The sequence below is a fragment of the Methylobacterium sp. B1 genome (assembly GCF_000333255.1).
GTDB lineage: Bacteria > Pseudomonadota > Alphaproteobacteria > Rhizobiales > Beijerinckiaceae > Methylobacterium > Methylobacterium fujisawaense.
This window is the reverse complement of the sequence record NZ_BACT01000217.1, coordinates 1-8908: the sequence shown is the minus strand read 5'-3', so window position 1 is coordinate 8908 and position 8908 is coordinate 1. Positions and strand designations below refer to the sequence as shown.

The 8908-nt window shown below is 68.9% G+C and carries 7 protein-coding genes, 1 tRNA gene and 5 pseudogenes; 5 read left to right on the top strand and 8 right to left on the bottom strand.

The genetic code is table 11. The annotated features are described in order from the left end of the window. The 4 genes and pseudogenes from I53_RS05745 to I53_RS05730 form a co-directional block, all read right to left on the bottom strand. Positions 1-1575, bottom strand: a pseudogene (locus tag I53_RS05745) (DUF4175 domain-containing protein); the annotation flags it as partial. Between the two features lie 134 nt (positions 1576-1709). Beyond that, positions 1710-2918 (bottom strand): annotated as a pseudogene (locus tag I53_RS05740) (polyhydroxyalkanoate depolymerase). Positions 2919-3154: 236 nt separating this feature from the next. Beyond that, positions 3155-3400 (bottom strand): hypothetical protein, encoded by a 246-nt coding sequence (locus I53_RS05735; protein WP_043347682.1) that lies wholly within the window; start codon positions 3398-3400, stop codon positions 3155-3157. A gap of 158 nt (positions 3401-3558) precedes the next feature. Beyond that, on the bottom strand, positions 3559-3768 hold the full coding sequence (locus I53_RS05730; RefSeq protein ID WP_043347681.1) for a hypothetical protein: 210 nt from the start codon (positions 3766-3768) through the stop codon (positions 3559-3561). A 366-nt stretch (positions 3769-4134) separates the two neighbouring features. Here I53_RS05730 and I53_RS30985 point away from each other — a divergent pair. From I53_RS30985 to I53_RS05725, 3 genes and pseudogenes are all read left to right on the top strand, one after another. Next, positions 4135-4789 (top strand): annotated as a pseudogene (locus tag I53_RS30985) (Maf-like protein). Then, a complete protein-coding gene (locus tag I53_RS30980) occupies positions 4786-4968 on the top strand; it encodes a DNA gyrase inhibitor YacG (RefSeq protein ID WP_075380462.1) in 183 nt (60 codons plus the stop codon). The pseudogene I53_RS30985 and the gene I53_RS30980 overlap by 4 nt, the downstream one beginning before the upstream one ends. Positions 4969-5073: 105 nt before the next feature. Then, positions 5074-5149: transfer RNA gene (locus tag I53_RS05725), tRNA-Phe, on the top strand. A 183-nt stretch (positions 5150-5332) separates the two neighbouring features. Here the strand turns inward: I53_RS05725 and I53_RS05720 are convergent. Further along, positions 5333-6085: a Crp/Fnr family transcriptional regulator gene (locus I53_RS05720; protein WP_043347678.1), complete on the bottom strand. Its 753-nt coding sequence runs from the start codon at positions 6083-6085 to the stop codon at positions 5333-5335. Between the two features lie 254 nt (positions 6086-6339). On the opposite strand from I53_RS05720, the gene I53_RS05715 reads away from it, so the two are divergent. Further along, positions 6340-7329 (top strand): phosphoribosylaminoimidazolesuccinocarboxamide synthase, encoded by a 990-nt coding sequence (locus I53_RS05715; RefSeq protein WP_043347676.1) that lies wholly within the window; start codon positions 6340-6342, stop codon positions 7327-7329. Positions 7330-7368: 39 nt separating this feature from the next. On the opposite strand, the gene I53_RS05710 is transcribed toward I53_RS05715, so the two are convergent. Further along, positions 7369-7587: a DUF2312 domain-containing protein gene (locus tag I53_RS05710; protein ID WP_085987622.1), complete on the bottom strand. Its 219-nt coding sequence runs from the start codon at positions 7585-7587 to the stop codon at positions 7369-7371. Between the two features lie 7 nt (positions 7588-7594). On the opposite strand from I53_RS05710, the pseudogene I53_RS05705 reads away from it, so the two are divergent. Then, positions 7595-7882: pseudogene (locus I53_RS05705) on the top strand (STAS domain-containing protein); the annotation flags it as partial. An 18-nt stretch (positions 7883-7900) separates the two neighbouring features. Here I53_RS05705 and I53_RS34915 read toward each other — a convergent pair. Both I53_RS34915 and I53_RS05700 read right to left on the bottom strand, forming a co-directional pair. Beyond that, positions 7901-8192: pseudogene (locus I53_RS34915) on the bottom strand (IS630 family transposase); the annotation flags it as partial. Between the two features lie 219 nt (positions 8193-8411). Continuing rightward, positions 8412-8908 (bottom strand): ribonuclease H (locus tag I53_RS05700; RefSeq protein WP_043347673.1); only part of this gene is annotated, 497 nt, incomplete at its 5' end.

The following is an 8908-nucleotide window of genomic DNA, read 5'->3' as shown; positions in this document are numbered from 1 at the left end:
GGCGCGTGCGCTCCATCGCCTCCTTCAGCGATCCTGGGCTTGGCGGAGCTGCTTCTCGGCATCCGAAAGGTCACCGTCCTCGATCTTCAGGGCCATCTCCCACAGGAGATCGGCCACCGCGATGAGATCGGCGTCCGTCCGGGCGCGGCGCAGCCGCTCGGTGGCCGTCCGCAGGCCCAGGAAGATGGCAGGCTGCGGCGTGTACGTGTCGGGCGCGACCAGGAGGGCGTCCAGGGCCCCCTGAACCCACCGGCGGTCCGTATCGGGTGCCGTCACGAGGCGGCGACGTTCCTCGGCGAGCGCCCGCGCCAGCGGCTCGCGGAACGGGCGCGCCGGCAGGACGATCTCGGCATCCGGCGTCCGGCCTTCCTGACCGGCCTCGTCCTTGACGACGATGTGATAGCGGACCCGCGCTCCGGACCATGGGCTGTCGGTGAGGTCGACCAGGGTCTTGGTGTCGGACTCGCCGTTGGCGTCCCCGGGCAATGCCAGATTGATGTGGGGAACCGGGACTAGAGCACGGGCCGATTTCAGCGGCTCGATCACGGCCTCCGCCGAACTGAGCCCGTAATCGTCCTTCGCGCGGTAGGTCAGGTTGAAGGTACCGCGGCCGTTCACTTCGGGGCCGCCGACGGCCGTCACCTCCGGCGGCCGGTCGGGGATCGCGTCCACGGTGAGGCGTTGCCGGCCTGCGGGAGTCACGATCGTCAGTTCGGCGCCGCCAACGATGCGATAGCGCTCCTCGCGCAGGTCGGGCCGCGCCTCCTGGCCCGGGACGGGGACCAGGCCGGCATTGGGTGTCAGCGTCGTCTCGGACGCGGCCTTACCCTGACCGGCGATCCGCACGATCAGCTGCGCGTTGACGGGCGCGCGCAGGCGCTGATCGCTTCCGTCCATGGCGATCAGGAGGGGCGGAAGCCGCGTGTAGAGCGGCGGGTCGATCCAGCCGTCCACGCGGAAATTGGGGCTTTGCGCCGCGGGCTCCTGCCAGTCGAACGCCGCGCCAAGGCGCTGACGCCACTCGGGCCCGGCGACGAACAGGCTGGCGATGGCGGCGACCACGAGGCCGGCGCGAAGGGCGAACGGATCGTGCCGGACCATGCCGGGCCTCGGCAAACCGACCCGCAGGGCCGAGACCGCCTGCGCGGCCCGCCGTTGATGGAGGTCCCAGAGCGTCCGGCTTCCCGGATCGGCGGCACCCACGGCGAGGCTGTCCTGCGCCGCGGAGGCCGGTCCGTGTCGCAGGGCCGGATCGCGGGCCGCCGCCTCGCGATCGAGCCGTGCCAGGGCGACGCGCCGATCGGGCCGGGCGATATGGATCAGCGGTACGAGCGCGGCGACGAGGAGAAGTCCCAGGATGCCCAGACCGATCTGGCGCCAGATCGGCGTGAGATCGAGCCACAGCCCCGACCAGGACAGCATGAGGAAGATCAGTCCGACCCCGATCCCCCGCCAGAGGACAGGCCAGGCTTGCTCCCAGAGGGCTGCCGCCCGGGCGCGAGCCACCAGCCGGTCGAGCCGTGCGGAGACCGTTGTCGGGCCGTCCGCGCTGGTCTTGTTCTCGGTGCCGATCACGCCGACCGTTCCGCCTCACGCCGCAGGAGTGGCCCCGGGAACCACGCGAACCGGGCTCCCATCAGAAGACGGTAGCATGGTGGGCCGCGCGGGTCGGCGGGTCAAATCGGCGCGACGCGTCCCCGGTCTCGCGGTCAGTTGTGCGCCTGGATGAAGTTGCGCACCTGCGGGTAGATCTGCGACTCCCAGCGCCGCCCGGGCGAAGACCCCGTAATGTCCGACGCCCGCCTGGAGGTGATGGGTCCGCATGTAGGGGGCGAGGTCCGAGCAGAGATCGTGGGCCGCCATGGTCTGGCCGACCGCGCAGATGTCGTCGCGCTCGCCCTCGACGGTCATCAGGGCGGTGCGGCGGATCGCCGCAGGTCGATCGGCTCCCCCCGATAGCTCACCGCATTCCGAGCCAGGGCGTGATCCTGGAACACGGTCTTGACCGTTTCCAGGTAGAATTCGGCCGCGAGATCGAGCACGGCGAAATACTCGTCGTAGAAGGTCTCGATCGCCTCGGCTTTCTCGCGCTCGCCGTTGGCCATGTGCCAGAAGAGATCGGCGTGACCCTGGATATGGCGCTTGGCGTTCATCGCCATGAAGGCCGAGACCTGCATGAAGCCCGGATACACCTTGCGGCCGGCGCCCTTGTGGCGCGTCGGGACCGTCGCGATCAGGTTCTTCTCGAACCAGTCGATGGGCTTGGAGGTCGCGAGTGCGTTCACGCCCGTCGGGTTGATGCGGCAATCCACCGGGCCGGCCATCAGGGTCATGCTGCGCGGGGCGGCGGGATCCTTCGCCTGCGCCATCGCGGCTGCCGCCACGAGGGCCTGAACGGCGGGCTGGCAGACCGCCACCATGTGGGCGCCTTCACCCATCGTCTGCAGGAAGTGGATCAGGTGGCCCACGTAGTCGTCGAAACCGAACTGGCCTTCCGACAGCGGCACGTCGCGGGCATTGTGCCAGTCGGTGATGTAGACGTCGTGGTCGGGCAGCATGGTGCGCACGGTGGCGCGGAGCAGCGTGGCGAAATGGCCCGACATCGGCGCGACCATCAGCACCTTGGGCTGCTCGGTGTGAATGTCCTTCTTGAAGTGCAGCAGCGTCCCGAACGGCGTGACCTCGACCGGCTCCTCTGAGACCGGGACGCTCCGGTTCCCGACGTTGACCGTCTCGATGCCGTAGGGCGGCCGCGCGAAGGTCAGACCGGCGCGCATCATCATCCGGGCGCCGGCGGACATCCAGGTGACCGGCTCGCCCAACCCGATCCAGGGCGACCAGATGTCGTTCAGCAGCCGGCCCCATGCCCGGGTCTGGGCAGCGATGTCGGTCTGCAGGTCGAACGCGTCGTACAGCATCGGGCAGGCACTCGCTGGAGCCCTGCCCGGCACGCGGGCCATCGGGGCGGCAAAGGTGGCGGATGCCGGGGTTTGGTTTGCATCAGCGTGGCCGTGCAGGATGGGTCCCGTTCCCGGAGGCGGCAACTGTCCGAACGGCGGATGCGAACAAGAAAAATCGTGACGTGGCTTTGATGCACCAGACCAGATCGCGGCCGGGCGCGACGGCACGGACACCGCCGACGCGCCGGGCCGCGTCAGGACGCGCGCCGGACGACCGTGCGGGGTTCGCCTTCGGTCCGGCGATGCTCGCAGGCGATCTTGAGATACCGGTCGCTGCCCCCCGGCAACCCGGCCTGGGCTGCCATCGTCTGGGCGTGCATCAGGCACTCCATCGGCGTGTGCGCCGGGGCGATGATGACGTCCAGGGCGGTGTCGCGGGAGCAATCCTGAGCCAGAAGCGTACCGGCACAGACCAAGGCAACAGAGAGCAGTTCCGACATGACGGACCTCAGCTTCGAGCGATCGAAAGGTCCGCGGGGTGCTCTGGCGTGCGAGCCGCCGCGTTGTCGTTGCCTGAGTGCTTCCTCCCGGTTGCCGGACGCTTCAAGCACGTCGTGTGCCAGTTGGGCGTACGGCCGAAGACTTGATCTGCGCGCCCTCAGTCGCGGGACGACAGCCAGTGCGTTTCCGGTTCGTCGGCGGGCAGGAGGGCCGCGACGGCGTCGAGATCGACGACGTACCGCTCGGTGAGACGCTGCCACATCTCGACCGGCGACGTGACCTGCGGCCGGAGCCCGTCGAGGGCACGGGCGAGCAGGGCCGTGGTCACCAGCGTCGGGCGCTGCAGGAGCGGATCAGCGTTCAACATCGATGTCGATCCTCTTCGGAGGACAACACTCTCAGCCGCACGTAGTTAACGGTCGGTTACGATCGCGGACGACGTCTTGCTCTAAGCTTGCCAGATCGCCGGGCCGCACCTCTAGTCTGGCTTGCCGCGCCGCGATCACAGTGCCGGCCGCGGCGCTCGGTCGGCCTACTCTTGCCGGCGGGCGGGCGGGGGTATCCCGGATCATGACCCGGGCCGGCCGGGGTCTGGGAGATCTGCAGAAGCCCCTCCGAGTTCACAAGCCCGACCCCATCCCTTATCAGGCGGGTGGATCGAGCCTGTCCCGGCCGACGAAGGGCCGCCGCGCAGGGCGCGCACGGCTCCGGTCGATTGTGCGAACGGAACATCATGGACGCCAAACCTGAAGCGATCGGCGCGACGCAGGGGCCGACGGCGCGACTTGTGCTCGCCTCCGCTTCGCCGCGCCGCCTCGCGCTGCTGCAGCAGATCGGCATCGAACCGGCGGCTCTCCTGCCGGCCGAGATCGACGAGACGCCCCGCAAGGCCGAGCCGCCCCGCGAACTGGCACGCCGCCTCGCCCGGACGAAGCTCGCGACGGCCGAGGCGGCGCTACACCTCCAGGACACCACCACGCCCACTTGGCTTCTGTCGGCCGATACGGTTGTGGCGGTCGGGCGTCGGGTCCTGCCGAAGGCCGAGATCCCCGACGAGGCCGCGGATTGCCTGCGCCTGCTCTCCGGACGTCAGCATCGCGTCTACACGGCGGTGTGCGTCCTCTCGCCCCGCGGGCGCAGGGAGCGGATCGTGGAGACCCGCGTCCGATTCAAGCGGCTCTCGGGCCGCGATATCCAGGGCTACGTGGCGTCGGGCGAATGGCGCGGGAAAAGCCGGCGGCTACGCGATCCAGGGCCTGGCGGGGGCGTTCGTCGTCAAACTGGTCGGCTCCTACAGCGCCGTGGTTGGGCTGCCCCTTTACGAGACCCTGAGCCTCCTCGACGGGGAGGGGTATCCCGTGCGGGCTGGCTGGGGCGCCCTGGCATGAGAAGCGAGCGCCGGCCGCCCTGTCCGATCTGTCGGCAACCGTCCACACCGGAATTCCAGCCGTTCTGTTCTCAGCGGTGTGCCGACGTCGATCTCGGACGGTGGCTTAACGAGCGCTACGCGATCCCCGAGGACCTCGATTCCGACGAGGTTCCGCCCGAGCCCGATCCGGAGCGATGAATTTTTCCGGCATTTCCGTCGTGTCGACGTCACGGCAAGGCTGGACAGGCCGCGAAGCACTGACTATACCCCGCGGCGTCCGAGGCCGACACCGGCGCGGACGACGCCCAGGTAGCTCAGTTGGTAGAGCATGCGACTGAAAATCGCAGTGTCGGTGGTTCGATTCCGCCCCTGGGCACCATCTTCCCGCTGAGTGCCCGCTCCGGCAACGGTTAGCGAAAACGGCGCCGCGTTATCTTCATATCGATAGATCCAGACTGCGGTCCCGCGTCGGCTCGGCTTTGGCTTTCGACGGCCGGCGATACATCGGGCAGGGCGACAGCGCGCCCTCGTCAGCTCGAACGCCGGCGGTCTGCCGACTGGCTCAGCGAGTCTCCGCATCCCGCAAATGCAGATAGGCCGGATCGAATCCGGCTGCGGCCTGCAGTCCCGGCCAGTCGTGGACGGTCAGGCGGCGGTCGCGCAGCGTGATCAGCCCGGCCGATTTGAGATCCCGGATCGTGCGGTTGACGTGAACGGACGTTATGCCGAGGGCGTCTGCGAGTTCGGGCTGCGTCATGGGCAGCTCGCAGGTCCGATCCGGTGCAAGCCCGACCGCGCCGAGGCGGGTCACGAGTTCGCAGAACAGGTGGGCCATCCGCGCGTAGGCGTCGCGGCGACCGGTGTTGAGCATCCACTCGCGGACCAGAGCGGCGTCGATGAGGGTGGCGCGCCAGAAGACCTCAGTGAGGCGCGGATGCGCACGCATCAGTCCGCGGACCGCCTCATGCGAAACGAAGCCGAGCCTGCAGGCGCTGACCGTGGCGATGTTGATGTCGAGCACCTCCAGATACAGGCTCTGGAAATCGGGCACATCGCCCGGGACGTGGTAGGTCATCACCTGCCGCTTGCCGGCCAGCGTCGACTTGTAAGTGCAGGCGATCCCGCTGAGCAGGGTGAAGCTTCGGGTCGGGCGGTCGCCCTCCCGAACGATGTCCTGATTGGGCTCGAACTGCGCCACCTGCATCGGCAGCGCGACGAGGGCGGCCCGCTCCGCATCGCTGAGCGTGAACAGGGCGACGGTCTCGATCCGGCGCAGGAAAGGTTGTCGGCTTGCTTGGTGCGGTGTCTCGAACATTGCGCCTCGGCCGTCCGGCGGCACCGGCCGGCATTTCGCAGTCGGCAATTCACCGTCTGCCATCCACGGCAAGGATAGGGCCGACGGCCGGGCCCGGCCAGAGCGGCAGGGCCGCTCGCCCGCAGCCGCGGGGGTCGGGGTGGCGGCCGGGGCTGCGCGCCGGGCCTCGGTGAATCCCGGGACTGGAATTCTCCGCCCCATCCGCGCACAGAGATCAGGCGGCGCGGTCGCCGCACAGCCTGACGGAAAGCCCGATGAAGACGGCAGATCTCGCCCCGCACGCGCACCAAGTCCTGCGCGACGCGACCCTGCCCGAACTGCCGAACCATTATCGCGGCAAGGTCCGGGACAATTACGACCTGCCCGACGGCCGGCGCATCCTCATCACCTCGGACCGGATCAGCGCCTTCGACCGGGCGCTCGCGGCGATCCCCTTCAAGGGCCAGGTCCTGACCCAGACCGCGCGCTACTGGTTCGAGCGGACGGCCGACATCTGCCCGAACCACGTCATCGCCTATCCCGACCCGAACGTGGTCGTGGGCCGGCGTCTGGAGATCCTGCCGGTGGAGGTGGTGGTTCGTGGCTACCTCGCCGGCACCACCTCTACGTCGGTCCTGACGCGCTACCGCGCCGGGGAGCGGGACATGTACGGCCACCGTTTCCCGGATGGCATGCGGCCGAACGAGCGCCTGCCGGTGGCGATCATCACGCCGACCACCAAGGCGTTCGACGGTGGCCACGATGAACCGCTGACCGAGACCGAGATTCTGGAACGCGGGCTGCTCACGTCCGAGCAGTGGCGCACCGTGTCCGACGCGGCGCTGGCGCTGTTCGCCCGCGGCACGGCGCTGGCGGCCGAGCGCGGTCTCATCCTGGCCGACACGAAATACGAGTTCGGCACCGATTCCGAAGGCCGGATCGTCCTCGCCGACGAGATCCATACGCCCGACAGCAGCCGGTACTGGTTCGCGCAGAGCTATCCGGAGCGCTTCGCCGCGGGTTCCGCGCCGGAGAGCTTCGACAAGGATTTCGTGCGCAATTGGGTCGTCGCCCGCTGCGATCCGTACAAGGACCCGATTCCGGAGATTCCCGCGGAGGTCGTCCTAGAGACGGCCGCGGTCTACATCCGCGCCTACGAGACGATCACGGGGGCGCGCTTCGTCCTGCCGGATCCGAGCGAGGAGCCCTTGGAGCGCATTCGGCGCAACATCGCCGCCTATCTCGCGGGCTCCTCGCAGTCCTGAGGGGAGGGCGGCGCGCGGCGCCGCACTCCGTCGAGAGGATCAGGCCGCGGCCGCGATCGGGGCCGGCGAGGGCGCATCCATGGCGCGCAGGTAGACGTCGAGGAGCGTCTCCTGCTCGTCGCGCTCATCCTTGTCCTGCTTGCGGATCTTCAGGATCTCCTTGAGCACCTTGACGTCGAGACCCTCGCCCTTGGCCTCGGCGAAGACCTCCTTCTTGGCCTCCATCAGGTCCTTGATCTCCTCCTCCAGCCGTTCCACGCGCTAGAACGTGGCCGATCGGATCCGGGCGCTGGTCGCCGACCGTGCGCCGCGCGTCGTCGCCCTCGACCTCAGCCGTGTGCCAGACATCGAGTATTCGGCGCTGCAGATGCTGCAGGAGGGCGTACGGCGGACCGACGTGACGGTCTGGCTCGTGGACCTCAATCCGGGCGTCCTCGACATGGTGCGGCGCGCTGGCCTCGATCAGGAACTCGGTCCGGATCGCCTGCTGTTCAACACGCGGGCAGCCATCGCGCGATACAGGGAGCTTCATCCGCGTTCGGCGCCGGACTAGCGCTTCATCCGATCTGGCCGGATCGTCAGAGTCGGAGCCTGCGGCCGCGGGAAAGTTGCGGCACTCGGCCGTGGAGAAGCGCTCGAGGACGGGCGTCTGATGTGTCCGAGGAGGCGCTGACCGTGCGGGTAGCCTCGGCGCGCAGGCTGGCCTTGAGCGGGGCGAAGACGAGTCCGATTGGATTGAAGCCGAAAGAGTCGGCCGGTCAGTGGAGCAACCGTCCGCCGGCCGCCTCGATAGGCGCGCGAAGATCACCGACCTTGCGGGCGGGCCGATTGCCGAGGACGACCGGGTCACCGCGCTTGAGCGCGTGGGCGGCGAACAGCAGACGCTCCGTCTCGACGGCCGCCTGCACGCCGTAGCCGACCATCCCCGCGCCCCTGCGAGTCGAGGTAAAGCTTCGGTAGCGTCGCGGGATGAAAGTCGCGCAGGCCCGTCGCAGCCGGCGTCATGTCGGCGAGACCACGGACCGCGCGATCGCGCTCATCCGCGAACACATCCACGAGGCGAATTGCATCGGCCTCGGCCACTAGGCCCGGCTCGATCGCAGGCGTGCGACCTCGCGAGGCCCGATCTCGAGGTAGAAGCGGATCGCATCGTCGACCAGAGCGTCGGGCGTGACGCCCGCAGCCTTTGCGGCGCGCGTGATCTGGAGACCCAGCGCGAGATCGACGCGCAGGTCCGCACCCTGGCTGGGCGAAGCCGATGCTGGGGTCGCGGCAGGTATGGGCGCAGCATGGGTCCGCGATTCGAGTTTGCCGAGCTTCGCTTCGCGGCGGCCTCGGTGGACGAGAGCGTCGGCGCGCTCATTCAGACGGTCTCCGGCATGCCCCCGGACCCAGGTCCATTTCACGTCGCGCGCCGCGTTCAGTTCGTCGAGGCGCTTCATGAGGTCGACGTTCTTCACGTCACCCGTCGTCGTGCGCCAGCCTTTCGCCTTCCACCCGCGCATCCACTCGGTCACGGATTTGACGACGTACTGGCTGTCGCACCGCATCTCGATCGCGGCTCCGGCCGGGAAATGCT

Coding starts and splice junctions, on each gene's coding strand:
- I53_RS05720 (WP_043347678.1), bottom strand. CDS start 6,085: ATGTTCGAGACACCGCACCAAGCAAGCCGACAACCTTTCCTGCGCCGG.
- I53_RS30980 (WP_075380462.1), top strand. CDS start 4,786: ATGAGAAGCGAGCGCCGGCCGCCCTGTCCGATCTGTCGGCAACCGTCC.
- I53_RS05730 (WP_043347681.1), bottom strand. CDS start 3,768: ATGTTGAACGCTGATCCGCTCCTGCAGCGCCCGACGCTGGTGACCACG.
- I53_RS05735 (WP_043347682.1), bottom strand. CDS start 3,400: ATGTCGGAACTGCTCTCTGTTGCCTTGGTCTGTGCCGGTACGCTTCTG.
- I53_RS05715 (WP_043347676.1), top strand. CDS start 6,340: ATGAAGACGGCAGATCTCGCCCCGCACGCGCACCAAGTCCTGCGCGAC.